Source organism: Methylocaldum sp. GT1TLB (assembly GCF_051027445.1).
GTDB lineage: Bacteria > Pseudomonadota > Gammaproteobacteria > Methylococcales > Methylococcaceae > Methylocaldum.
This window is the reverse complement of the sequence record NZ_CP194898.1, coordinates 3,701,769-3,726,414: the sequence shown is the minus strand read 5'-3', so window position 1 is coordinate 3,726,414 and position 24,646 is coordinate 3,701,769. Positions and strand designations below refer to the sequence as shown.

General features: G+C 55.0%; 21 protein-coding genes and 5 tRNA genes. 4 read left to right on the top strand and 22 right to left on the bottom strand.

Annotated elements, in window-relative coordinates; all coding sequences use genetic code 11:
* Positions 1-13: 13 nt before the first annotated feature.
* The 21 genes from ACR2R1_RS16385 to ACR2R1_RS16285 form a co-directional block, all read right to left on the bottom strand.
* Complete coding sequence (locus tag ACR2R1_RS16385) at positions 14-628, bottom strand: c-type cytochrome (RefSeq protein WP_086133752.1); 615 nt, start codon at positions 626-628, stop codon at positions 14-16.
* Positions 629-859: 231 nt separating this feature from the next.
* Positions 860-5,053: a DNA-directed RNA polymerase subunit beta' gene (rpoC, locus tag ACR2R1_RS16380; RefSeq protein ID WP_077731957.1), complete on the bottom strand. Its 4,194-nt coding sequence runs from the start codon at positions 5,051-5,053 to the stop codon at positions 860-862.
* A gap of 80 nt (positions 5,054-5,133) precedes the next feature.
* Entirely contained in the window at positions 5,134-9,210 is a 4,077-nt protein-coding gene (gene rpoB, locus ACR2R1_RS16375) for a DNA-directed RNA polymerase subunit beta (protein WP_347257420.1), read from the bottom strand.
* A 266-nt stretch (positions 9,211-9,476) separates the two neighbouring features.
* Positions 9,477-9,851 carry a 50S ribosomal protein L7/L12 gene (rplL, locus tag ACR2R1_RS16370; RefSeq protein WP_077731946.1) on the bottom strand — a complete coding sequence of 125 codons (375 nt, stop codon included), beginning with the start codon at positions 9,849-9,851 and terminating at the stop codon, positions 9,477-9,479.
* 33 nt (positions 9,852-9,884) lie between these two features.
* Positions 9,885-10,412: a 50S ribosomal protein L10 gene (rplJ, locus tag ACR2R1_RS16365; protein WP_077731947.1), complete on the bottom strand. Its 528-nt coding sequence runs from the start codon at positions 10,410-10,412 to the stop codon at positions 9,885-9,887.
* Between the two features lie 205 nt (positions 10,413-10,617).
* A complete protein-coding gene (rplA, locus tag ACR2R1_RS16360; protein ID WP_434110964.1) occupies positions 10,618-11,313 on the bottom strand; it encodes a 50S ribosomal protein L1 in 696 nt (231 codons plus the stop codon).
* Positions 11,313-11,744: a 50S ribosomal protein L11 gene (gene rplK, locus ACR2R1_RS16355; protein WP_077731949.1), complete on the bottom strand. Its 432-nt coding sequence runs from the start codon at positions 11,742-11,744 to the stop codon at positions 11,313-11,315. Before rplK ends, rplA begins: the two co-directional genes overlap by 1 nt.
* Positions 11,745-11,838: 94 nt before the next feature.
* Positions 11,839-12,372: a transcription termination/antitermination protein NusG gene (nusG, locus tag ACR2R1_RS16350; protein ID WP_077731950.1), complete on the bottom strand. Its 534-nt coding sequence runs from the start codon at positions 12,370-12,372 to the stop codon at positions 11,839-11,841.
* A gap of 1 nt (position 12,373) precedes the next feature.
* Entirely contained in the window at positions 12,374-12,751 is a 378-nt protein-coding gene (gene secE / locus ACR2R1_RS16345; protein ID WP_077731951.1) for a preprotein translocase subunit SecE, read from the bottom strand.
* A gap of 44 nt (positions 12,752-12,795) precedes the next feature.
* Positions 12,796-12,871, bottom strand: a tRNA-Trp gene (locus ACR2R1_RS16340).
* Between the two features lie 57 nt (positions 12,872-12,928).
* Entirely contained in the window at positions 12,929-14,119 is a 1,191-nt protein-coding gene (tuf, locus tag ACR2R1_RS16335; protein ID WP_434110961.1) for an elongation factor Tu, read from the bottom strand.
* Between the two features lie 40 nt (positions 14,120-14,159).
* Positions 14,160-14,235, bottom strand: a tRNA-Thr gene (locus tag ACR2R1_RS16330).
* Positions 14,236-14,259: 24 nt separating this feature from the next.
* Positions 14,260-14,333, bottom strand: a tRNA-Gly gene (locus ACR2R1_RS16325).
* A gap of 20 nt (positions 14,334-14,353) precedes the next feature.
* A tRNA-Tyr gene (locus ACR2R1_RS16320) sits at positions 14,354-14,438 on the bottom strand.
* Positions 14,439-14,486: 48 nt separating this feature from the next.
* Positions 14,487-15,083 carry an aminoacyl-tRNA hydrolase gene (gene pth / locus ACR2R1_RS16315; RefSeq protein WP_156881173.1) on the bottom strand — a complete coding sequence of 199 codons (597 nt, stop codon included), beginning with the start codon at positions 15,081-15,083 and terminating at the stop codon, positions 14,487-14,489.
* Positions 15,084-15,120: 37 nt separating this feature from the next.
* Positions 15,121-15,729, bottom strand: coding sequence for a 50S ribosomal protein L25/general stress protein Ctc (locus ACR2R1_RS16310; RefSeq protein ID WP_077732581.1), 609 nt, complete (start codon positions 15,727-15,729; stop codon positions 15,121-15,123).
* A 43-nt stretch (positions 15,730-15,772) separates the two neighbouring features.
* On the bottom strand, positions 15,773-16,726 hold the full coding sequence (locus tag ACR2R1_RS16305) for a ribose-phosphate diphosphokinase (protein ID WP_077732582.1): 954 nt from the start codon (positions 16,724-16,726) through the stop codon (positions 15,773-15,775).
* 41 nt (positions 16,727-16,767) lie between these two features.
* Positions 16,768-16,842 (bottom strand) — tRNA-Gln (locus tag ACR2R1_RS16300).
* A gap of 22 nt (positions 16,843-16,864) precedes the next feature.
* Positions 16,865-17,716, bottom strand: a complete 852-nt coding sequence (ispE, locus tag ACR2R1_RS16295; RefSeq protein ID WP_434110958.1) for a 4-(cytidine 5'-diphospho)-2-C-methyl-D-erythritol kinase — start codon at positions 17,714-17,716, stop codon at positions 16,865-16,867.
* 3 nt (positions 17,717-17,719) lie between these two features.
* Complete coding sequence (gene lolB / locus ACR2R1_RS16290) at positions 17,720-18,307, bottom strand: lipoprotein insertase outer membrane protein LolB (RefSeq protein ID WP_168175540.1); 588 nt, start codon at positions 18,305-18,307, stop codon at positions 17,720-17,722.
* Positions 18,308-18,329: 22 nt separating this feature from the next.
* Positions 18,330-20,054 carry a tetratricopeptide repeat protein gene (locus tag ACR2R1_RS16285; RefSeq protein WP_240502656.1) on the bottom strand — a complete coding sequence of 575 codons (1,725 nt, stop codon included), beginning with the start codon at positions 20,052-20,054 and terminating at the stop codon, positions 18,330-18,332.
* 249 nt (positions 20,055-20,303) lie between these two features.
* Here ACR2R1_RS16285 and hemA point away from each other — a divergent pair, with 249 nt between their 5' ends.
* The 4 genes from hemA to ACR2R1_RS16265 are packed head-to-tail and all read left to right on the top strand — an operon-like array spanning position 20,304 to position 23,974.
* Positions 20,304-21,566, top strand: a complete 1,263-nt coding sequence (gene hemA / locus ACR2R1_RS16280) for a glutamyl-tRNA reductase (protein ID WP_086133756.1) — start codon at positions 20,304-20,306, stop codon at positions 21,564-21,566.
* A 3-nt stretch (positions 21,567-21,569) separates the two neighbouring features.
* Positions 21,570-22,652, top strand: coding sequence for a peptide chain release factor 1 (prfA, locus tag ACR2R1_RS16275; RefSeq protein WP_347257452.1), 1,083 nt, complete (start codon positions 21,570-21,572; stop codon positions 22,650-22,652).
* Between the two features lie 4 nt (positions 22,653-22,656).
* The gene (gene prmC / locus ACR2R1_RS16270) at positions 22,657-23,571 is read left to right on the top strand and encodes a peptide chain release factor N(5)-glutamine methyltransferase (protein ID WP_347257453.1); all 915 of its coding nucleotides are present in this window, start codon (positions 22,657-22,659) and stop codon (positions 23,569-23,571) included.
* A complete protein-coding gene (locus tag ACR2R1_RS16265) occupies positions 23,561-23,974 on the top strand; it encodes a Mov34/MPN/PAD-1 family protein (RefSeq protein WP_077732587.1) in 414 nt (137 codons plus the stop codon). The genes prmC and ACR2R1_RS16265 overlap by 11 nt, the downstream gene beginning before the upstream one ends.
* Before the next feature lie 20 nt (positions 23,975-23,994).
* Here ACR2R1_RS16265 and ACR2R1_RS16260 read toward each other — a convergent pair whose 3' ends face one another.
* Positions 23,995-24,612 carry a DUF502 domain-containing protein gene (locus ACR2R1_RS16260; protein ID WP_077732588.1) on the bottom strand — a complete coding sequence of 206 codons (618 nt, stop codon included), beginning with the start codon at positions 24,610-24,612 and terminating at the stop codon, positions 23,995-23,997.
* Positions 24,613-24,646: the final 34 nt, after the last annotated feature.

Below are 24,646 nucleotides of genomic sequence, written 5' to 3'. Positions count from 1 at the left end.
AGTTGGATCAAGACTAATCTTCGACTATCGTCAAACCTTTTTTCTGGCTCGCGTAATAAGCGGAGATATCCTTCATATCTTCCTCTGACAGCCCCTCGGCGATGCCATTCATGATCGGATTTTTCCGGGCCCCGGATTTGTAATCCTGCAAAGATTTAATGAGATAGCTCTCATGCTGTCCGGCAAGACGCGGAAAGTTCGGATCGGTCGTATTGCCGTCTTCTCCATGGCATCCCCCACAGCTTTCCGCTTTCCCTTGCCCGACTGCCGGATTGCCAGTAACGGGCAATTTGACGTTTATTGCACGGAACCGCGATATATAAGCGGCGATGTCCTCTATATCTCGATCGCTCATGTTTGCCGCGTTTCCAAGCATGCTTCCGTGCTTACGCTGTCCGGAGCGGTAAGCCTTAAGCGCTGAAACGACATAATCGGCGTGCTGCCCCCCGACGCGCGGCACATGATAGGTGGGATAGGCATTCGTGTACCCAGCCACCCCGTGACACCCTTCGCAAGTATAAAACTTCGTTTTTCCCGCTTCGGGATCTCCGGCCGCATTGACGCCCGGAACGATTAACGCACCAGCCAAACCTGCAGCCATCAGGCCCCACAAATTATTTGTTTTCATTCAATGTGCTCCAAGAATCTACGGACTTATCAAACTAGCGAAACAGGCGCCGCGATGAATTGCTCCCCCGCACAGACAGCAAAAACCCGGATTGAACCGGGCAGCATGTCGGGGACAACGAGGACCCCAAAGTTAAACGAATTATATTACCGATAAATCACTGTTTGACAATCGCTCGACAAAAAACGGCAAGCCGATTTTGAGAGATCGGCCCGCCGCTTGGATGCCGTCCTACATGCTCAGCGCTTGTTTCAAGGCTTCTTCTACGTCACCCGCATCGATCGTTGCTGCCGCTTCGACTTCCTCGCCCTCCGCGAGCTTCGCCCGGCGTTTGCGATCGAGATGGTAGGCCAATCCCGTTCCGGCGGGAATCAAGCGACCAACGATAACGTTTTCCTTCAGCCCGAGGAGTTTGTCGCTCAAACCGCGAATCGCGGCTTCCGTCAGCACACGAGTAGTCTCTTGGAAAGAGGCGGCGGAAATAAACGACTCGGTAGACAACGAGGCTTTTGTAATACCCAAGAGAACCGGCTCGTAGCACGCCGGAATCTTGCCTTCGGCCTCGGCCTTATCGTTCTCCTCCAGCACCCGCGCACGATCGGCTTGCTCACCCTTGAGGAAAATGGTGTCGCCGGGGTCCGTAATTTCAACCTTTCTCAGCATCTGGCGAATGATAACCTCGATGTGCTTATCGTTGATCTTCACGCCTTGCAGCCGGTAGACGTCCTGGATTTCCTTCACCAAATAAGATGCCAATTCGGCCACCCCACGAAGCCGGAGGATGTCGTGAGGCGTCAGATCGCCCTCGGCTATCGTTTCACCTTGTTCCACATGCTCGCCCTCGAACACCGTGATGTGACGCCATTTCGGGATGAGCACTTCATGCTGGTGGCCGTGGGCATCGGTAATAATGATGCGACGCTTGCCTTTCGTCTCCTTGCCGAAGCTGACGGTGCCGGTAGCCTCCGCCAAAATTGCCGGATCTTTCGTCTTACGGGCTTCGAAAAGATCGGCAACTCGAGGTAGACCACCGGTAATGTCGCGAGTCTTACTGGACTCTTGAGGAATCCTCGCCAAGACGTCACCGACCTGCACCAAATCGCCGTCGTGAATACCGATGATGGCACCGGCCGGCAGAAAATATTGGGCCGCGATTTCCGTAGAGGGAATCCGAATGTCGTTCCCTTGCTCATCGACCAGCTTGACCATCGGCCGCAAATCCTTGCCCGCGCCACCTCTCTGCTTGGGATCGATGACCACCATGGAGCTCAAGCCCGTCACTTCGTCCGATTGCTCGCGAACCGTGACGCCCTCAATGAAATCGACCAGCTTGGCGTAACCCTTAACTTCGGTAACAACCGGGTGGGTATGCGGATCCCAGTTCACCACGACCTGACCGGCCCTGACCGGACTGCCCTCGCGTACCGACAAAACGGCACCGTAAGGGATCTTGTAGCGCTCACGCTCACGGCCGTGTTCGTCGATCACGCTGACTTCACCCGACCGCGAGACGGCGACCAGGTTGCCGTCCTTGTTGACGACCGTCTTCAGATTAGTCAGCTTAATCGTACCCGCGGATTTCACTTCCACGTTGCTAATGGCTGCCGACCGGGACGCCGCACCGCCGATGTGGAAGGTGCGCATGGTCAGCTGGGTGCCGGGTTCGCCGATCGACTGAGCCGCGATAACCCCAATCGCCTCGCCGCTATTGACCTTGTGGCCACGCCCCAGATCGCGTCCGTAACACGTAGCGCAAACGCCGTAGCGGGTTCTGCAGCTGATGACCGACCGTACGCGCACGTTGTCGACGCTATGGGCTTCCAGCACATTCACGGCGTGTTCATCCAGGATCGAGCCGGCGGTCAGGATCAACTCCTGAGTGGACGGATCTCTGACGTCCTCGGCCAATGCCCGTCCGAGCACCCGCTCAGCCAGAGGCTCGACCACATCGCCGCCCTCGATCAAGGGCGCCATGAGCAAACCGTCATTGGTGCCGCAATCGTCTTCGGTGATGACCAAATCCTGGGCCACATCCACAAGCCGGCGCGTGAGATAACCCGAGTTCGCGGTCTTGAGCGCGGTATCGGCGAGACCTTTACGAGCGCCGTGAGTCGAGATGAAGTATTGAAGAACGTCCAATCCTTCCCGGAAGTTGGCGGTAATGGGCGTTTCGATGATCGACCCGTCCGGTTTCGCCATAAGGCCGCGCATACCGGACAACTGGCGAATCTGCGCCGCGGAACCACGGGCACCGGAATCGGCCATCATAAAGATCGAGTTGAAGGACTTCTGCTCGGCGGTTTGTCCATCGGGCATCTCGACTTTTTCCGTACCCAGTCCTTCCATCATGACCTTAGCGACTTGGTCGTTCGCATGCGACCAGATATCGACGACTTTGTTGTAGCGCTCGCCGTCGGTCACCAAACCCGAAGCATACTGATTCTGGATCTCCTTAACTTCCAGTTCTGCGGCCCGGATAATTTCTTCCTTCCGAGTCGGGATAGCCATGTCGTCGACACCGAAAGACATGCCGGCGCGGGTCGCGTGAGAAAAGCCCAGATACATCAACTGATCGGCAAAGACAACCGTGGCTTTGATGCCCAAAGTGCGATAGCAGTAGTTGATCAGTCTGGAGATCGCCTTCTTGGTCATATCCTGGTTGATCATCTCGAACGGGATTCCCTCCGGCACGATGGTCCAAATCAGCGCGCGCCCCACAATGGTTTCAACCCGCTTAAACGCGGTCGTTCTTTCGCCGTTCTCCCCGACAATGGTTTCATGGATCCGAACATGCACGCGGGCATGGAGATCGACCGACTTGGTTTGAAACGCCCGATGAACTTCGGCCACGTCCGCGAAAAACATGCCGGTTCCCTTGGCATCGATTCTTTCGCGGCTCATGTAATAGAGCCCTAACACCACGTCCTGGGTAGGATTGATGATCGGCTCGCCGTTGGCCGGCGACAGAATGTTGTTCGTCGCCATCATCAGCGTGCGAGCTTCCAACTGCGCCTCCAGAGAAAGCGGAACGTGAACCGCCATCTGGTCGCCGTCGAAGTCGGCATTGAAGGCCGTGCAGACCAAGGGGTGCAACTGGATCGCCTTACCCTCGATCAGGATCGGTTCGAACGCCTGGATGCCGAGCCTGTGCAGCGTAGGCGCACGGTTCAGCAAGACCGGATGCTCGCGGATCACCTCGTCGAGAATATCCCAAACTTCCGCGCTTTCTTTTTCCACCATTTTCTTGGCGGCCTTGATCGTGGTCGCAAGCCCGCGGAACTGAAGTTTGCTGAAGATGAACGGCTTGAACAATTCGAGAGCCATCTTCTTCGGCAAGCCGCACTGGTGCAACTTCAAGGTAGGACCGACAACGATCACCGAACGGCCGGAATAGTCCACGCGCTTTCCGAGCAGGTTCTGGCGGAATCGCCCCTGCTTGCCTTTGATCATATCGGCTAGCGATTTGAGCGGCCGCTTGTTCGAGCCGGTTATGGCGCGTCCGCGACGGCCGTTATCGAGCAAGGCGTCGACAGCTTCCTGCAGCATGCGTTTTTCATTGCGCACGATGATGTCCGGCGCATTGAGATCCAACAGCCGCTTCAGGCGATTGTTGCGATTGATCACGCGGCGGTATAGGTCGTTCAAGTCCGAGGTGGCGAAACGGCCGCCATCGAGCGGAACCAGAGGACGCAATTCCGGCGGCAATACCGGCAAAACGGTCAGAATCATCCACTCGGGACGATTGTTGGACGAAATCAGCGATTCGATCGCCTTGAGGCGCTTGGTGTGTTTCTTGATCTTCGTTTCGGAATTGGTCGAATCGATCTCTTCCCGCAGCGTGGCTACTTCCGCGTTGAGATCCATGGTCTTCAGCATCTCATAGATCGCTTCGGCACCCATTTTCGCGACGAATTCATCGCCGTGCGTCTGTACCGCCTGCTGATATTCCTCTTCGGTCAAGAGCTGGCCGCGCGTGAGCGGGGTCATGCCATGATCGATAACGACATACGATTCGAAATAGAGCACCCGCTCGATTTCGCGCAGGGTCATGTCGAGCAGCAACGCGATTCGAGACGGCAGCGATTTGAGAAACCAGATATGCGCGACAGGGCTGGCCAGTTCGATATGGCCCATGCGCTCCCGACGGACTTTGGACAGAGTCACTTCGACGCCGCATTTTTCGCAAATGACGCCGCGATGCTTCAGGCGTTTGTATTTGCCGCAAAGACATTCGTAGTCGCTGACCGGGCCGAAAATTTTTGCGCAGAACAAACCGTCGCGTTCCGGCTTAAAAGTACGGTAGTTGATCGTTTCGGGCTTCTTCACTTCTCCGTAAGACCAGGACCGAATCATATCGGGCGAAGCAAGACTGATGCGGATGCTATCGAATTCTTCCGCCTGGTTTTGACGCTTTAAGAAGTTAATGAGATCTTTCACAGACGTTCTCCTAAATTCGGTTCTGCCGATCCGGACCTTTAGACGGTCCGGATCATGCGTCTAGCGTATTAGTCCTGTTCCAACTCGATGTTGATGCCGAGGGATCGAATCTCTTTGATCAACACGTTGAACGACTCGGGCATGGCCGCCTCCATGCGATGGTCACCATCGACTATGTTCTTGTAGATCTTGGTACGCCCGGTGACGTCGTCCGATTTGACCGTGAGCATTTCCTGAAGGGTATAGGCTGCGCCATAAGCTTCCAGCGCCCAGACTTCCATCTCCCCGAAGCGCTGACCGCCGAACTGGGCCTTGCCACCCAAAGGTTGCTGCGTAACCAGACTGTACGGTCCGGTGGAGCGGGCATGCATCTTATCGTCGACCAGATGGTTAAGCTTGAGCATATACATATAGCCGACGGTGACGGCCCGATCGAAGATTTCGCCGGTACGTCCGTCCGTTAGCCGCGTTTGGCCGCTTTCCGGTAGATCCGCCAAGCGCAACATGGTCTTGATATCGTCCTCGGTGGCACCGTCGAAAACCGGCGTAGCCATGGGCACCCCTCCCCTGAGGTTGGAGGCGAGTTCGAGAATCTCGTTATCGGACAACAGGTCTAAATCTTCGTTCTTGCCACTGCAGTTATAGACTTCCTTCAAGAACTGGCGCGTTTCCTCGATCTTGGCCTTGGCTTCCAGCATCTTGCCGATCTTGAGCCCCAACCCTTTGGCAGCCCAGCCAAGATGGGTTTCCAATACCTGACCGACATTCATACGCGAAGGCACGCCTAGCGGGTTGAGCACGATGTCAACTGGAGTTCCGTCCGCAAGATAAGGCATATCCTCGACGGGGACGATCTGAGAAATAACACCCTTGTTACCGTGGCGTCCCGCCATCTTGTCACCCGGCTGGATGCGACGCTTGACGGCCAGATAGACCTTGACCATCTTCAAGACCCCGGGCGGCAAATCATCGCCCATGGCGATCTTTTTCTTTTTTTCCTCCAGCCGCTTGTTCATTTCCTCGCGCTGCTGAGCGATCTGCTCGGCGATGGCTTCGAGTTGAACGTTCAAGTCTTCGTCTTGTAGGCGAATCTCCAGCCACTGGGACTGTTTGAGTCCCTCCAGATACTCGCGGGTGATTACCTCTCCGGAGCGCAGCCTGTTCGGGCCCGATTCGGCCAGCTTGCCCAGCAGCATCTGCTCCACACGCTGGTAAAAGTCCTTTTCGATGATCCGCAACTGGTCGTTCAGGTCCTTCTTGACCCGGTCGATTTCCGCCTGCTCGATCTGCTTCGCCCGATCGTCCTTTTTGACGCCGTCACGAGTGAACACTTGGACGTCAATGACAGTGCCGTCCATGCCGGAGGGCACGCGCAGAGATGTGTCTTTCACATCCGACGCCTTCTCGCCGAATATGGCCCGGAGCAGTTTTTCTTCAGGGGTCAGCTGGGTTTCGCCTTTGGGCGTGACCTTCCCCACCAGAATATCGCCCGCCTTTACCTCGGCCCCGATATAAACGATCCCGGACTCATCCAGCTTGGCCAGCGCGGCTTCGCCGACATTCGGAATATCGGCAGTGATTTCTTCCGGTCCGAGTTTAGTATCGCGAGCGACGCAAGTTTTTTCCTCGATATGGATGGTCGTGAAGCGGTCGTCCTGCACCACTCGTTCGGAAATCAGGATAGAGTCCTCGAAATTGCATCCATTCCAGGGCATGAACGCCACCAGAAGGTTCTGACCCAAGGCTAGTTCACCCATGTCGGTGGACGGTCCGTCTGCGAGGATGTCGCCCTTCGCGACGCTGTCACCCAGTTTTACTAGGGGCTTTTGATTGATACAGGTGTTCTGGTTCGACCGCGTGTACTTGGTCAGGTTGTAGATATCGACGCCCGGTACGCCTGCTTCGGTTTCGTCGTCGTTCACACGCACGACGATACGTCCGGCGTCCACGAACTCCACCGTCCCGCCACGCTTGGCGATAACCGTTACCCCGGAATCTCTGGCTACGATGCGCTCCATGCCCGTGCCGACCAAGGGCTTCTCGGTCCGCAGTGTCGGTACGGCCTGGCGCTGCATGTTGGATCCCATCAATGCCCGGTTGGCGTCGTCATGCTCCAGGAACGGGATCAGCGATGCCGCGACCGACACGATCTGGCGTGACGACACGTCCATGTAATTGATTTGATCGGCCGATGCAAGGGTAAACTCGTCTTTGTGCCGGCAAGAAACCAGGTCATCGATCAGTCGACCATTTTCATCCACCTTGGCGCTGGCCTGAGCAATGAAATACTTGCCCTCTTCAATCGCGGAAAGATATTCGATTTCGTCGGTGACGATGCCGTCGATCACCTTACGGTATGGCGTTTCGAGAAATCCGTATTCATTGGTACGCGCATAAACCGCCAATGAATTGATCAGACCGATATTGGGTCCTTCCGGCGTTTCGATGGGACAAACGCGCCCGTAGTGGGTCGTATGGACGTCTCGCACCTCGAAACCCGCACGCTCCCTAGCGAGGCCGCCCGGTCCCAAGGCCGAAACACGGCGCTTGTGGGTCACCTCGGACAACGGATTGTTCTGGTCCATGAACTGAGATAACTGGCTCGAGCCGAAGAACTCCTTGATCGATGCCGCGACCGGTTTGGCATTGATGATTTCCTGCGGCATCAGGTTCTCGGCATCCGCCAGGGACAGGCGCTCCTTGACGGCGCGCTCGACGCGGACCAGACCCAGCCGGAACTGATTCTCCACCATTTCGCCAACGGACCGTACACGGCGGTTGCCCAGATGGTCGATATCGTCGACCGTGCCTATGCCGTTACGAATATTGATGAGTTCCCTGAGGACATCAATTATGTCTTCTTTCGTCAGTACGCCCGGTCCGGTAATCTCCGAACGCCCGAGGCGGCGATTGAACTTCATCCGACCGACCGCCGACAGATCATAGCGGTCCGGGGAGAAGAAAAGATTGTCGAACAGCGTCTGCGCGGCTTCTTTGGCTGGCGGCTCACCGGGCCGCATCATGCGGTAGATTTCCACCAGCGCATCGAGCTGAGTCTCGGTCGTGTCGATCCGCATGGCGTTCGCCATGTACGGGCCGCGGTCGAGGTCGTTGATGTAAAGCGTGTCGATGGCCTCGATGCCGGCCGCAATGATGCGGCTCAATAGGTCCTCCGTGATCTCGTCGTTCACCTTGGCCACCAACTCTCCTGTGCTCGGGGCGATCACATTATGAGCGAGAATTTTGCCATAGAGGTAATCCCGCGGCACGTCCAATTGCTTCAGCCCCGCTTTATCCATCTGCCGGATGTGCCGAGCCGTGATCCGATGCCCCTTTTCTACAATCATCTGACCATCGGCCTTGATGTCGAAACTGGCGATGTCGCCACGCAAACGTTCGGGAATCAAATCAAGCAGAATGCCTTCTTTGATAAACGAGAAGCGATTGGTCTCGAAAAACAGTTTTATGATCTGCTCGTTATCGTAACCTAGGGCCCGCAAAAGAACTGTGGCGGGCAGCTTTCGCCGACGGTCTATTCGTACGTAGACACAGTCCTTGTGATCGAACTCGAAGTCCAGCCAGGATCCCCGATAGGGAATGATCCGCGCATTGAACAGAAGCTTCCCGGATGAGTGGGTCTTTCCGCGATCATGATCGAAGAACACGCCGGGCGAACGATGCAGCTGCGAGACAATCACGCGCTCCGTTCCATTGACAACGAAAGTCCCCGTGTCCGTCATGAGCGGGATTTCGCCCATGTAAATTTCCTGCTCTTTGATATCCTTCACGACCTTGGCACTGGCAGGCGCCTCACGGTCATAGATCACCAAACGCACCAGCACACGCAAGGGGGCCGCGTAATTCGCGCCCCGCTGCTGACATTCTTTGACATCGAACGTGGGCTCGCCCAAGGAGTAATTTACGTATTCGAGAATGGCATGCCCAGTATGGCTCTCGATCGGAAAAACTGATCTTAACGCGGCATGCAGACCCTCATCGACACGCTTGCTGGGAAGAACGTCAGCCTGCAGAAATCTCTTGTATGAATCGACTTGGGTTGCTAAAAGATAAGGGACTTCAAGTACGTCACGACGCTTGCCAAAGCTGTTACGAATGCGTTTTTTTTCGGTGAAAGAATAGGCCATAGTGGTTCCTTACCTTAAATGTTCAAACGAAATTACCACGATGTCTAAAAGGAAATTAGAAGACTCGGATGACCACTTGCGGATTAGAATTAGACATAGGACAGTAGAAGTAATTCGGCCGGGGACTCGATTGCACTGTACGCCTCAACTGCTCTCCGCTAGGACGAGCCATACACGTTTACGAAAGATCGTCGCAAGCGCCGAAAGGCCGGCAGCCATCAGCTGCCAGCCTTATAAAGGTCGACCTAGGTCAGACGGAGCAACAATTATTTAATTTCAACCGCAGCGCCGGCTTCGACCAATTGTTTCTTGATATCTTCGGCCTCTTGCTTGCTCACGCCTTCCTTGACCGTCGAAGGAACACCTTCGACCAGATCCTTAGCCTCCTTCAGACCCAAACCGGTGATCGCGCGAATCACTTTGATGACGTTCACTTTGTTATCGCCGAAGCCGGTCATAACAACATCGAACTCGGTCTTTTCTTCAGCCGCCGGTGCAGCCGATGCTGCCGGTGCCGCTACAGCTACCGCAGCTGCGGCGGAAACGCCGAATTTCTCTTCCATGGCGGAAATCAAATCCACTACTTCCATCACCGTCATGTTGGCAATGGTTTCTAAAATATCTTCTTTAGATACAGCCATCGAAATACTCCAAAATAAATCTTCTAACCTTGCTTACGCTGCCTGCTTTTGATCGCGCACCGCTGCCACCGTCCGAACCAGCTTGGCATGAGGCTCCGCCAGGGTTCTGACGAACTTCTCGATCGGCGCTTTCATTACGCCCATCAACATGGCCAAAGCTTGTTCTTTGTTCGGTAGCTTGGATAGCCGTTCGATCTCCGAGGCGCCATACAGCTTTCCACCCACAGCAACCAACTTCACTGCCAGTTTTTCATGCTGCTTCGAAAAGTCGTAGACCACGCGAGCCGCGGAACCTGGATCTTCAATCGAAAATGCCAAGATCAACGGCCCGACCAACCCTTCTTGCATGCACGCAAACTCGGTGCCTTCCACGGCCCGACGGGCGAGGGTGTTTTTGATAACCCTCAGATACACACCCGATTCGCGCGCAACCTTACGAAGGTTGGTCAGTTCAGAAACGGTTAACCCGCGATACTCTGCAGCTACTGCAGAGTGCGCTTGAGCGGCAATAGCAGCGACTTCTGCGACGACGGCTTTCTTGTCATCCAGTCTTAGCGCCACCTTTTACCTCCAATAGTAGTCTGAACAGTTGGGAACCATTCAGAGCCAAAAAACATCCAGAATCAGGATGCCCCTAAAAACGGCTCCTTTCACCGATCACGGATTCAGTACACCGTCTGCGCAGGCTTTATCGATTAAGCGCACCAGGCGCGCCTGCGGTCTTTGACGGTTACCGGCGGTGCCGGTAACCCAAAGTCTGTCTTACTTATGCCGCCAGACTACCATGATCGACCTGCAATCCAGGCCCCATGGTGGATGACACGGTAATTTTCTTCAGATAGACGCCCTTCGAAGTGGAGGGCTTCGCCTTCTTAAGGTCGGATAGCAGCGCCTCGAGATTCTCCTTCAGCGCCACCGCCTCAAAGTTCACTTTGCCGATGGTGCAATGAATAATGCCTTTCTTGTCGGTTCGATAACGAACTTGTCCCGCCTTGGCGTTCTTGACCGCCCCTGCCACATCCGGAGTTACCGTGCCGACTTTGGGGTTGGGCATCAGGCCGCGCGGACCGAGAATCTGACCTAACTGCCCCACCACGCGCATTGCGTCAGGCGAAGCAATGACAACATCGAAATTGAGTTCACCTGCCTTGACTTGAGCGGCGAGGTCGTCCATACCGACGATATCCGCACCAGCCTCTCTCGCCGCGTCGGCGTTAGCGCCTTGCGCAAACACGGCGACACGAACGGATTTTCCGGTACCATGGGGCAGCACGGTCGCACCACGAACCGCCTGATCCGACTTTCTCGGGTCAACACCGAGATTTACGCTTACATCGACCGCCTCGACAAACTTGACTGTCGAAAGCTCTTTCAAGACAGCGAAGGCCTCGTCGGCAGCGTATATTTTTCCAGGCTGGAGCTTTTCTTTGATCGCTTTAGCACGCCTACTCAACCTCGCCATTACACACCCTCCACATTCAGACCCATGCTACGCGCACTGCCCGCTATAGTACGGATCGCTGCATCCATATCGGCCGCAGTCAGGTCAGGCGATTTCAAGGTGGCGATTTCCGCCAACTGCTCGCGAGTAACGGTTCCCACTTTGTTTGTATTCGGGTTGCTGCTACCCTTAGCCAAACCGATCGCTTTTTTCAGCAAAACCGAGGCCGGAGGCGTTTTCGTGATGAATGTAAAGCTACGATCGCTATATACCGTGATAACAACGGGCAGAGGCAATCCCTTTTCGACACCTTGCGTGTGAGCATTGAATGCCTTGCAAAACTCCATGATATTTACACCGCGCTGGCCGAGCGCCGGCCCGACGGGAGGACTGGGATTTGCTTCACCGGCCTTGACCTGAAGCTTAATATATGCGGTTATTTTCTTTGCCATTATTTACTCCTGATGGGTGATAACGCTTTAAAGCTCCCCATGCCCGCAACATACTGCCTACGCTCGCCGCGGGAAATTATGAACAACAGTAGGATTATGCTTTTTCGACCTGACCGAAATCGAGCTCAACCGGAGTTGAACGCCCGAAAATCAAAACCGACACACGGAGTTTGTTTTTCTCGTAATTGACTTCTTCCACCACGCCATTGAAGTCCTTAAAAGGACCCTCAACTACTCGGACAACCTCACCAACCTCGAAAAGCACCTTTGGCTTTGGTTTCGTTGCGCCTTCTTCGACCCGACTCAAGATGGCCTCGGCCTCCCGATCCGAGATCGGCGCCGGCCGATCCGATGTTCCGCCGATAAAACCAAGAACGCGCGGAACCTCTTTAACGAGATGCCAGGTCTCGTCGTTTAGCTCCATCTGAACCAGAACGTATCCCGGAAAAAACTTGCGCTCGCTTTTCCTTTGCTGCCCCATGCGCATCTCAACAACCTCTTCTGTAGGGACAAGAATCTTCCCAAAGAAGCGCTCCAAGCCCGACCGCTTAATTCGCTCTTCCAGAGAACGCTTTACTTGATTCTCGAAATTGGAGTACGCATGCACTACGTACCAACGCAATGCCATGCTATGCCCCCTGCCCGGTCAGCTGGCTAATTACCCAGAACAGGAACATATCTAGCAGCCACAGCATTAGGCCGACAAGGAAAACCAAGGCCATAACGATTAATGTTGCCTGCACCGTTTCTTGGCGCGTCGGCCACACCACCTTTCTAACCTCAACCCTCGCCTCTTTCAGAAAACCCCAAAAGCTCTTTCCGAGCGAGGTCGTTAAAATCATTGCAACCGAGGCTATCGACAAACCGACGACACCGAGCACTCGGTACAATAGCGACTGCTGCGAGAAGTAGTAAAAACCGACTACTCCAGCAATCAACAAACCGATTGCGAGCACGAGCTTCGCCGTGTCGATGACCGAAGAACCTGACTCTGCTCGAGCAGCCATGAACACCCTAACCAAAATTAAAAGCGATTACTTTGCAGCAGAGATGGCAGGCCAGGAGGGACTCGAACCCCCAACCTGCGGTTTTGGAGACCGCTGCTCTGCCAATTGAGCTACTGACCTATATACCCTGCCGACTTGACAAGTCGCCCGCGCGGTAACACGCAGAACCCGCGACTTCTACTCCAACACCTTGGACACGACACCGGCCCCGACGGTCCGGCCGCCTTCGCGTACCGCAAAGCGCAAGCCTTCCTCCATCGCGATCGGCGCGATCAATTTCACCGTGATCTTGACGTTGTCCCCCGGCATGACCATCTCCACCCCTTCCGGCAACTCCACCGCCCCCGTCACATCCGTCGTCCGGAAGTAGAACTGCGGCCGATAGCCATTGAAGAACGGGGTATGACGCCCACCCTCTTCCTTGGACAACACGTAAATCTCCGCTTCAAAATGGGTGTGCGGGGTAATCGTGTTCGGCGCCGCCAACACTTGACCACGCTCCACATCTTCCCGCTTGGTGCCGCGCAACAACACCCCGACGTTATCGCCCGCCACCCCTTCGTCCAGGAGCTTCCGAAACATCTCGACACCGGTGCAGGTAGTCTTGGTGGTCTCACGCAGACCAACAATGGAAATCTCGTCCCCAACCTTGACCTTGCCGCGCTCGATCCGCCCCGTCACCACCGTGCCGCGCCCCGAAATCGAGAACACGTCTTCGATCGGCATCAGGAACGGCTTCTCAATGTCGCGCTTCGGCTCCGGAATATACGCATCGAGCGCATCCACCAGCTTCAAAATCGCCGGCACACCGATCTCGCCCTGATCCCCTTCCAGCGCCTTCAGCGCCGAGCCACGCACGATCGGAGTGTCGTCTCCGGGGAAATCGTACTTGGACAGCAGCTCGCGCACTTCCATCTCGACCAATTCGAGCAGCTCGGGATCATCCACCATATCGGCCTTGTTCAGAAAGACCACGATATAGGGCACCCCAACCTGACGCGCCAACAGGATGTGCTCACGGGTCTGCGGCATCGGACCATCCGCGGCCGAGCACACTAGAATGGCACCATCCATCTGCGCCGCACCGGTAATCATGTTCTTGACGTAGTCGGCGTGACCGGGGCAGTCGACGTGCGCATAGTGTCGTGTGGGGGATTCATATTCCACGTGCGCCGTCGCGATCGTAATGCCGCGCGCCCGCTCTTCCGGCGCCGCATCGATCTGATCGTATGCCTTGAATTCGCCACCAAAGCGCTCCGCACCCACCTTGGTCAGAGCCGCCGTCAGGGTCGTCTTGCCATGGTCAACGTGACCAATCGTCCCGACGTTCACATGCGGCTTTGTGCGCGTAAACTTTTCTTTGGACATCCGCCAATACCCCTTAATCTGATAACCGATACATTCAAACTGGAGCCCATAACCGGACTTGAACCGGTGACCTCTTCCTTACCAAGGAAGTGCTCTACCGACTGAGCTATATGGGCAAGAAACCTGACGCCCTTTTTTGCTGGAGCGGGTGATGGGAATCGAACCCACGCCATCAGCTTGGAAGGCTGAGGTTCTACCATTGAACTACACCCGCGCGCAAAATCCTAAATCTAATGGTGGAGGGGGAAGGATTCGAACCTTCGAAGGCAGAGCCGTCAGATTTACAGTCTGATCCCTTTGACCGCTCGGGAACCCCTCCAAGGGTTAAGATGTGAATTATTCGGCATTCGATTGTCGGTGTCAATATTCAAGACGCGCCAATTCTTGAATCGTTATGCAGACAGCTTGTTACAGCGCCGAGATCCCCCTGCAAGATCGCGGGAAACAGCTCGATCACTCGAGAAATTGCGCGATCTATTGATTCGCGCTCGTCACTACCCGGCTTGCCGAGCACATAAGGTACGACATCGTCGCGATTACCGGGGTGACCGATGCCAATGCGTATACGACAAAACCCAGCCGCCCCCAACTTATCGATTAGATCCCTCAAACCGTTATGCCCCCCGTGCCCACCGCCGCATTTCAGTCGAGCGACACCGGGAGCAAAATCGAGCTCATCGTGAGCCACCAATATCTGCTCGACACCGATTTTATAATATCGAGCCAGCGCCGCGACCGATTGCCCACTACGGTTCATGAACGTCATCGGCTTTAGGAGCAGAACGCTTTCGTCTTCGAGTTCCGGCGTCGCGACCAATCCCTCGAAACGCCGATCCTCTCTAAACGGAACGCCATACGAAGATGCGAGCTCATCCACAAACCAAAACCCGGCGTTATGCCGGGTTTTTTCATATTTGGTCGTCGGATTCCCTAAACCGACAACCAGCCGGAATCGAATAGACAAAAGCCCCTCCCGGCCATTTTGTCAGCAATGAACCAGCCTATTCAGCCGGACTCTCCGACGATTCAGCAACCTTCCCGGACTGAATCGCCGCGACCGGCAAATCGTGCTCCGGTCCATGAGCGAGAGCGAGAATTTCAACTCCTTCAGGCACCTTCAAATCCGAGAGATGGACCGACTGCCCCACATCAACATGCGCCAGATCAACCTCTATGTATTCGGGTAGCTGGTCCGGTGTACAAGCGACCTCCACGTCGACCAAGTTGTGGGTTACTACCCCGCCTTTTTTCACGCCAACCGAGATATCCTGATTGACGAAATGCAAAGGCACATGAACGCGAATCTTCTCTCCCCGGCTTACACGCTGAAAATCCATATGCATGATAATCGGCTTACTCGGATGCCTCTGCAAACCCTTCAGGATCGCCCGCTCCTCTCGGCCACTGACCTTAACAGTCAGAACATGGGAATAAACGGCCTCGCTCTCCAGACTCTTCACGACCTTATTGTGCTCCAGCACCAAGCCAATCGGGTCGGCGTTACCGCCGTACAAAACCGCCGGAACCTTGCCAGCCCGACGCAGCCGCCGCGCATCACCTTTACCGGTATTCGTTCTCAATTCAGCATCAAAGACAAAACTGCCTACCATCTTTCTCTCCAAAATACTCTTAGCAGTGAGTTAAAAAATTGGATCAATCTACATAAAGCGAACTGACCGACTCGCCGACCGCGATACGGCGTATCGTCTCCGCCAACATCTCAGCGACGCTCAACTGCCGGATCTTTTTACATTGCTGAGCATCCCGACGCAGCGGAATCGTATCCGTCACAACCAACTCATCGAGCACCGAATCTTCGATATTTTCTATCGCCCGCCCGGACAACACAGGGTGAGTACAATACGCCACTACTCGCCGCGCACCATGGTCCTTTAATGCGCCGGCCGCCCGGCACAAGGTTCCGGCCGTGTCCACCAGGTCATCGACCATGATACAGGTGCGCCCTTCGACATCGCCGATGATATTCATCACTTTAGCCTCATTCGGCCTCGGACGACGCTTGTCGATGATCGCCAAATCGGCATCGTCGAGACGTTTGGCCAATGCCCGCGCCCTTACCACCCCACCCACATCGGGGGAAACAACAATCAGATTCTGATATTTCTGCCGCCAAACATCGCCCAATAAAATTGGCGACGCGTAGACGTTATCCACAGGAACATCAAAAAAACCTTGAATCTGATCGGCATGGAGATCCACGGTCAACACCCGATCCGCTCCGGCCGCACAAATCATCTTGGCAACCAGCTTTGCCGTGATAGGAACGCGGGCCGACCTGATCCGTCGGTCTTGGCGCGCATAGCCGTAGTAAGGAATCACTGCCGTAATCACGGACGCCGACGACCGACGAAAAGCGTCGATCATGACTAGCAATTCCATGATATTTTCATTGATTGGCGCGCAGGTGGGCTGAATCAGAAAAACCTCTCGCCCACGGACATTTTCCTCGATCTCGACTGCTATTTCGCCGTCAATGAATCTTCCAATGGTTGCCATCCCCAAGCGCATGTTCAGCTTGCGTACAATGCCTTCGGCCAAGGCAGGATTGGCATTCCCGGAAAACACCATAAACGAGGCGTCTGTCATTCAAGACACTCCAAAGTCGAGACGTCGAGTCGGAATTACTATGGCTGGGGCGCCAGGATTCGAACCTGGGAATGCCGGGATCAAAACCCGGTGCCTTACCGCTTGGCTACGCCCCAATAATGTTGTTGACGGCCCTATTCAGACCAGCTTCAGCGCCTGATGGAGAGCCGACCGATTCCGTCCTCGCGCGACAAACACCGACCACTCGCTCTCTAATGTCATGGCCGCCGCCCGCGCATCAGCTTCATCAGAAAATGCGGCAAACACGCAGGCCCCGGTACCGGTAAGTCTGGCGGGCGCAAAACGCCCCAAACTGCTCAAGGCAACTCCAACTTCCGGGTAGAATTCCGAAACCACAGGCAAACAATGGTTTTCCTGCTGCCCCGCAAGAAAGTCCGCTATTTTGATCGGTTTGTTATTTCGTGTCAAACCGGGCGCCGAAAAAATTTGCGCGGTCGCCACATGGCAGCTAGGCACCACGACGACATACCAAGGCTCCGGCAGCTCCAATGGAGTCAACACCTCCCCAACCCCCTCGGCCCAGGTCGAACAACCATTGACAAAAACCGGAACGTCAGCGCCCAACTGAAGACCCAACACCATCAGATCCTGCAAAGACAAGCCTGTCCGCCATAAGGCATTCAACCCAAGCAGCGCTGTTGCGGCATCCGAGCTTCCGCCCCCAAGCCCACCTCCCATGGGCAGATTTTTCTCAATTTCAATCTCGACTCCGTATTCAACATCGGTTACGCGACGCAGGAGTTGCGCAGCCCTTACCGTGAGATCCTGCTCTTCCGGCACACCGGGGAGCGGGCTCAACAGCCGAATGCGGCCATCGGAGCGACGGCGCAGCGTAATCCAGTCGCAACGATCGATGAATTGAAATACGGTTTGGAGCAAGTGGTAACCATCGTCTCGCCGGCCCACTATTCTCAGCATTAGATTAAGCTTGGCCGGTGCTGGCAGACGAAGCACTTCCGCGTCCATCATGCACTACCCCTTAACACGCCAGCTATCCGCTATTAGTTTGAGCCTAACATCTGGCCCTTGAATCGCGATCTTCTGCGGCATAACCCGGCCCCCCACATTCATATAATTTTGGAACTGGAGCGTCCAACCCGATTGCCTAAACCCCAGCAAGGAACCGGACTCCCCATAAACAGGGGTATGCGTTTCGTTCGGATCGGGCAACCCCACAATCCAGTACCGCAAGCTCGACAATGGCACGGCGAACCCCAGCCGGTCCTTTAACATGGCGTCGGGATCGCGGGACAACTCTGTAACCCCATCGCCTTCGTTAACGTAAATCAGGTCTTTTTGCAGAATGATAGAAACCATGCCCTGGCTAAAAGGCCCCGACACTCGCAAGCGATCCTGCTCCGCATCGTGCTCCCAGAACAGATTAGCCTGCCAGGCATCGTTCGCGGTTTGCACGCCAATCCGCCCCTCCAGCTGCCAGACTTTTAAGTCATAATTTTTCTCTTCGGCCTTTGGGGCTAGAGCAGGACGAGGCGGCTCCTTTTTGAAAACAGCGCAACCGGTCAGCGACGCGACCAACACAAAAACAAGGAATCTAAACAAAATTAGGCCTTTCTAACACCCGCTATTTGAAGGCTTCCCGATACTTGATCTTAATTTTTTTCATGTCCTCATGGCCTGGATCCTTCTTGAGCGCCTCTTTCCATATCTTTTTGGCTTCTTGATGTCGACCGGACTCCCACAACACCTCCCCCAAATGTGCCGCTATCTCAGGATCACTGACCGACTCATAAGCGCGCCGCAGATAATCGAGTGCCGAATCGTAGTTTCCCAAACGGTATTGCAGCCAACCGTAACTATCCAGGATAGCCGGATCGTCTGGCTTCAGCTCTATTGCCCGATCGAGATACCGCTTGGCTTCATCCAATCGGTCGCCGCGATCGGCCAGGGTGTAACCCAAGGCATTAAGCGCGTTGGCATCGTCTGGATTCTTTTCCAATACTGCACGCAGGTCCGCCTCTAACACCTCGACACGGTCTAGCTGTTCGGCAACCAAAGCGCGGGAATAAAGCAACTCCATCTGGCCCGGCATTTCTTCCAACGCCTCCGTCAGCAAATCAAACGCCGCCTCATAGTCCTTAGTTTTGGACAAGAGCTCTGCCTCCAGCAGGTAGAGCCGCAACGCCTCATTCGGAAATTCTTTGCGCACGTCAACTAAACGCTGCCGAGCGTCGGCCATACGGCCGAGATTAATCAACGCGGTAATTGAATTAACCTTAGCGTCGAATTCCAATGGCCCGGACCCAACTTTGTCGAACCGCTCCAGCGCATTTTGCAGGCGATTCTGGCGCGCTTCGATCAACCCCAAATAGAAATAGGCCTGTCCCCGCCACTTGGGTACGGTCGTTAGATCGGAAAACTCTTTCCTCGCCTTCTCGTCTTGCCCCGCCTCCATCAACAATGTCGCAAGGCCGAAACGCGCATCATGGTTATCCGGATCCTTCTCCAAAATACGAGTCAGCTCTTTCTCCGCCCCTCGAAAATCTCCAGCTTTCGCCAAAAATTGGGAATAGATCAGGCGCAAACGGACATTATTGGGATCGCTCCTCAGCGCCTTCTGAACCGTAGCCCTCGCCGCCTCGGAGTCACCCATCTGAGACATGACTTGGGCCTGCAATAGGCGAGCCCTATTCCAATCAGGGTGCAGAGCCAGCGCTTTTTCCGCTTCCTGCAGGGCTAACTGATACTCACCCCGGCTGCTGGCCAAAAGCGCATACGCGAAGTGAATCTCGGCCATACTCGGAAATTCCGTGACCAAGCGCTGCATTACTTTCGCCCCATCTTCCTTCGGAACCTCCGAATCCAGCCACTTGACCAATTCGATCAATGCATTTTCCAGGTCTACGTCGGGCAGGGTCAGTAGCGCCCTCAATTGATCCAGAGCCTTATCAGTTTGCCCGGCTTTCAGAAGCAACAAAGCCGCAACACGACGCGCCGAGGCATTTCCCGGATCTCGTTCGCTCCACAATGTAGCCGCTGTTAGAGCTTTTTCTGTATTCTTAAGATAGAGCCCGATTTGTGTTGCTCGCTCTGCAACCTGAGCATCTTGGGTAAGCTTGGCTGCTTCCAAATAATTGTTCAGAGCAATCTCGTACTGCCCGCGCTGGCCGGCCAATTCTGCCGACAATAACAAGTAGACGACTTCCGAATGCTGATTAAGCTCTTGGACATCTGCTTGACGGACCCCTTCCAAGGACTCGTCAGTATGAGGCCGCGATGGATTAATACCCGCGCATCCCGATAGCCCAATAGCACCGACACACGCCAAACAGACCAATCGTTTCAACACTGACGAAATTCCTAAGCCGAAGTTAATAAAAGAACCTTGGATAGTATTGACAACGCTTTTCTCCCTTCATCCGAAGCAGCATCGCGAAAATGTCCCGAGCTTTCGATTAAAGCGGGGTAGACTGACTTATAAGCCGGCGAGATTGTACGCTGTCCGTAACATGCAACAATAGACCCGAACCAACGGTATTTGGCTGCATTTGAGGTTTTTCTTAGAATTATATTTGGAAAGTCTCAGAAATTTGAGCTCATGAGCATTTTAACCTTAGGGTTGAATCACAACACAGCACCGATTTTGATCAGAGAACGCCTGGTCTTTCCGGCCGAACGAATCAAATGTGCCTTGCAGGATCTGATTCAATTACCCCAAATTGGCGAAGCCGCGATTCTATCCACGTGCAACCGAACGGAATTGTACTGTGGCGTCGAAACCGATGATCAAAACATTCTGATCGACTGGATCGCTCAAGAGCAGAGTCTTCAACGGGAAGATTTTCAACCGTATCTCTATGTCCACACCGACGGTGAGACGATCCGTCACATGTTTCGCGTCGCCTGCGGGTTGGATTCGATGATACTGGGAGAGCCGCAGATTCTCGGACAGATGAAATCGGCCTACCAAGCCGCAGCCGAAGCCGGAACTCTCGGCAAAACCTTGAGCAAACTGTTTCAGCACACCTTCACCGCCGCCAAGAAGGTACGAACCGACACCGCGATAGGTTCCAGCCCGGTTTCGGTTGCCTTTGCCGCGGTGCGCCTAGCACAACGAATTTTCGACGATCTTTCCGAACAGGCTGCCATACTGATCGGCGCCGGAGAAACGATCGAACTGACAGCCCGCCATCTGGCCGAAAGCAAAATCGGCCATCTGATAATCGCCAACCGCACCTACGACAAAGCACACACTTTGGCCACCCAGTTCAACGGGTTTGCCATCTCATTGGCCGAATTGCCGAAGCATTTGGCCAAGGCCGACATCGTCGTTTCATCCACCGCCAGCCAATTGCCGATTTTGGGTAAAGGCGGCGTCGAGAGCGCCCTCAAAGCCCGCAAGCATAAGCCGATGTTCATGGTGGATTTGGCCGTGCCTCGCGACATCGAACCGGAAGTCGCCCAACTGAGGGACGTTTATCTCTATACCGTCGACGACCTGCGGAACACCATCGAAGAAAACCTGAAATCGCGCCAGGAAGCAGCCAAGAAGGCCGAAGAAATTATCGACACCGAAGTGGAGCATTTTTTGGGCTGGTTGCGCGCTCAGGGTGCGACCTCCACCATCCGCGACTTCCGCAGCCACGCCGAAACGATCCGAGCCGAAGCCTTACATCGAGCAAAACAGGCATTACGATGCGGTAAATCTCCCGAAGAGGCGCTGGATCTTTTGGCGAATCTGCTCACCAATAAATTGATTCACATACCCAGCGTCCAAATCAAGCAAGCGGGCATCCATGAACGGCACGATCTGATTGCCGCCGCCCGAGAACTTTTTCAACTCAAAAACAGCTCTTCTTAATACGTGAAACCATCCATTCGCCAAAAACTCGATCATCTTGCCCAGCGATTCGAAGAAATTACCGCCCTCCTTGCCGAACCGTCGATTCAGAACGATCAAGACCGCTTCCGTGCCCTGAGCCGCGAGTACGCTCAACTCAATCCGTTGGTCGGCTGTTTCAACAAGTATCTCGGTGCAATCGAAGATCTTTCCTACGCGCAGAGTCTGCTCGACGACAGAGACCCGCAGGTGCGTAGCCTCGCCAAGGAAGAACTGGCCGATGCCGAGGGCAGAAAGGAAGCCTTGGAAAAGGAGCTGCAAATCCTTTTGCTGCCCAGGGATCCAAACGACGAACGCAATATCTTTCTGGAAATCCGGGCCGGCACCGGTGGTGCCGAGGCCGCACTGTTCTCCGGCGATTTATACCGCATGTACAGCCGCTATGCCGAGCAAAAGGGATGGAAGGCGGAGGTGATCAGCGAAAGCGAGGGCGAACACGGCGGCTACAAAGAAATCATCGTCCGCATCAGCGGTCAGGACGTTTATTCACGCCTCAAATTCGAGGCCGGCACCCATCGTGTACAACGCGTGCCGGAAACAGAAGCCCAGGGCCGTATTCACACTTCGGCCTGCACGGTCGCGGTACTGGCCGAGGCCGACGAAATCGACGTCGACATCAGCCCGGCCGATCTTAGAGTCGATACCTACCGCGCATCGGGCGCCGGCGGCCAGCACGTCAACCGGACCGATTCGGCGGTGCGCATTACCCATATACCCACCGGGATTGTCGTGGAATGCCAGGACGAGCGCTCTCAACACAAGAACCGCGCTCGCGCCATGTCTTTGCTGAAATCGCGCATCCTCTCCGCCGAACAGGAAAAACAGAGCGCCGAAATCGCCGCCTCACGTAAACTGCAAGTCGGCAGCGGCGACCGTTCGGAACGCATACGTACGTACAACTTTCCCCAGGGCCGACTCACCGACCATCGCATCAACCTGACTCTTTATCGGCTCGAAGCCATCATGGAGGGCGATCTCGACCCGGTAATCGATCCCTTGATCAATGAGCACCAAGCCGAATTGCTGGCGCAACTGGCCCAGGACTAATGCGATGAGTACTCCTCTTGCCTCACCGAGATCCAGCGGCATCACCATAGCGGCCGCGCTTCAGACCGCCAGAAGTCGCCTCGAAGGTTTGAGCGAAACGGCGCGGCTCGATGCGGAAATTTTGTTAGCCCGCGCATTAAACCGAGATCGATCGTATCTTCGCGCATGGCCGGAGCGAAAGCTTTCGCCCGATGTAGAAGACCGTTTTCACCATCTGATCGAGCGACGACAGTCCGGAACTCCGGTCGCGTACCTATTCGGCGAAAAGGAGTTCTGGTCTCGTACGTTTAGGGTTAGCCCCGACGTGCTCATCCCACGCCCCGAAACCGAGTTGCTGGTCGAATTGGCGCTGGCGGCCACTCCGGCATCCCAGACGGCCGATATTCTGGATCTGGGGACCGGCAGCGGCGCCATTGCCGTGACTCTCGCCGCAGAGCGCCCGGCAGCCCGCGTCACCGCAACGGATCTTAGCCCCGGCGCTTTGAACCTCGCGCAGGAAAATGCGGTTCTGCACGGCGTCCGCAACGTTCGCTTTCGACTGGGCGATTGGTTCGATGCGGTAGCAAGCGACGAGCAGTTCGATTTGATTGTCAGCAATCCGCCTTATGTCGCAGACGATGATCCGCATTTAAACCGAGGCGATGTGCGCTTCGAACCGAGTTTGGCACTAACAGGCGGACTACACGGACTGGATGCTTTCCGGATCATTGCTCGGGAAGCCTGCGATTACTTAAAACCGCATGGACAACTCATACTGGAACACGGTTTCGATCAGGCGGATTCTCTGGCTGACCTTCTGAACGAATTCGGTTACGCCGAAATCAGCCGCCATTCCGACCTTCAAGGTCACTTCCGCGTCACAACCGCACGGTGGGAACCGAGCAGCCGATCCTTTTCGGAACAAAAGCATGCACGATAAAGAAATTCATATCCCCCGCCCCTTAGTCAACCAACTGTTGCACTATGCCCAAACATCGCCGGAAGTTGAAGTCTGTGGTCTGATCGGAGCGAAAGACGGCACCCCAAGCCACTGTTATCCGGTCAAGAATGCGTCGACTACGCCCGACTGCCGGTTCCAGATGGAACCTCAGGACCAAATCGATGCCATGCGTAAAATGCGGGAGCGAGGAGAGGAACTGTTCGCGATCTTTCATTCGCATCCGGCCGCCCCAGCCGAGCCTTCCGCCGTCGATCTCGAACAAGCGGCCTATCCCGATGCGGTATATATCATTATCTCCCTGAACACAAAGGGAGTTCTTGAAATGCGAGGTTTCCGGATCAATCAAGCGCGCCAAATCGAAGAAATCGCGTTGCTCCTGTAACGCTCACGGCGCAAAGTCGGCTAACGGGGCAGGCCTAGAGCCTCTTGCGATTTCGGAAAATCAGACCCCACGCTCATGACGAAACTCGTCACCTCCGAGATATCGAGAGCGGATTTGACTACCTTCGACTCGTGCACGATGACGGTGAACCCATTGGTCGGATTCGGCGAAGTGGGCACGTATAGAACATATCTGTCGCCCTCTCGGTTCGTGACGTAAGCCGGCAGCCACATCCCTTCCCTAGGATATTCCACATAAACGATTTCCCGCTTTTGCTCATCGGGCCTGCTGCGAAACATATCGACAATCTTTTTGGTCACCCGGTAAACCGTGTTTAGGAACGGAACTCGCTCTATCGCGAGATCGACTAGGGAAAGAACCAGGGAATGGCGCCGTTTGTTGACGGTGTGCCCGATGTAAGTCAGCAGGCCGAAAACGCCGGCGAACGCGAGAAAAGTTATGCCGTAATTGCCGACCGCCTCTTGCACGCCGAATACCGTACTCAGAATCAAATGGGCGAGAAATATGACGATCTGCGCCACTACGATGATTGGCAGTACCGCCAGAGTACCGATCAAGAAATTGTTCAAGACGATCTTGGCGAGGTGCTTGGCCTCAGCGAAATTACTCGGCGCCATGAGTTTTCTCCCTGAATGTCTAATTTGCCTTGTT